Origin of the sequence: Pseudalkalibacillus decolorationis, assembly GCF_024609785.1 — a bacterium.
GTDB classification, from domain to species: Bacteria; Bacillota; Bacilli; order Bacillales; family Fictibacillaceae; genus Pseudalkalibacillus; species Pseudalkalibacillus decolorationis.
The window spans coordinates 1-832 of sequence record NZ_JANHJQ010000071.1 but is presented as its reverse complement, the minus strand read 5'-3'; the positions used below and the strand labels follow the sequence as shown (position 1 = coordinate 832).

The window sequence follows — 832 nt, the reverse complement described above, 5'->3', positions numbered from 1 at the left end:
GCGGTACACCTTTAGAGGGTATTCCTTCTTTATCAATTTCAGCTTTTAACATTTTGGAAATACAAGCTAATACTCTTCTATCATGGATACCTAAGTTCCATAATTGTTTGATAAGAAGTGCATGATTGACATTATCGAAAAATCCTTTAATATCAACATCAACAACAAAATGTAATTGTGATTGATTAATTAAGAATTGTACCCTTGCCATAGCATGATGAGTAGACCTTAGCGGTCTGAACCCGTAGCTATGCTTGTAAAAGTGAGCTTCAGCGATTGGCTCAAGAACTTGTTTAAAACATTGTTGAATGATACGGTCAAGAATACATGGAATTCCAAGTGGTCTTAATTTACCGTTTTCCTTTTCAATCCATTTTCTTCTGACCTTCTTAGGGTGATAGTTTTTTAGTTTTGTTTGGATTACTTTCACTAACTCACTTTCCGAAAGCTTTTTAATATCTTTGATGGTTTTCCCATCTGTACCAGGTGTTTTTGAACCTTTATTGGTTTTGATTGTACGATAAGCTAGTAGAATGTTTTCTCTTGAAGTAATAATGTCATATAGGTGGTTAAAAGATTCTTTATGACTAGCTCTTTTGTGTAAATCTGTAAAGGTCTCCGTCATATTGTAGTAATCCCAAAATCTCAAAGTTGACACTGTGGCATCCCTCCTAAAGAGTGATGTTCCCACTTTCCTACCCGATCGGTGTCATTCACGTGAAGAAAATAATCGTTCTAATACGCTAGACTTGGGGCTGTTCCTCCACTCTCATTACAAGAGATTCATAGGTCATACCCCTACCTTCACAAGGATAAATGCATTTCGGCTTTT

1 protein-coding gene is annotated in these 832 nt (G+C 35.9%); it reads right to left on the bottom strand.

What is annotated here, in order from left to right:
- Positions 1-658, bottom strand: a 658-nt coding sequence (locus NON16_RS25365; RefSeq protein ID WP_257352399.1) for a reverse transcriptase domain-containing protein, incomplete at its 3' end; no start/stop codon positions are given.
- Positions 659-832 lie beyond the last annotated feature (174 nt).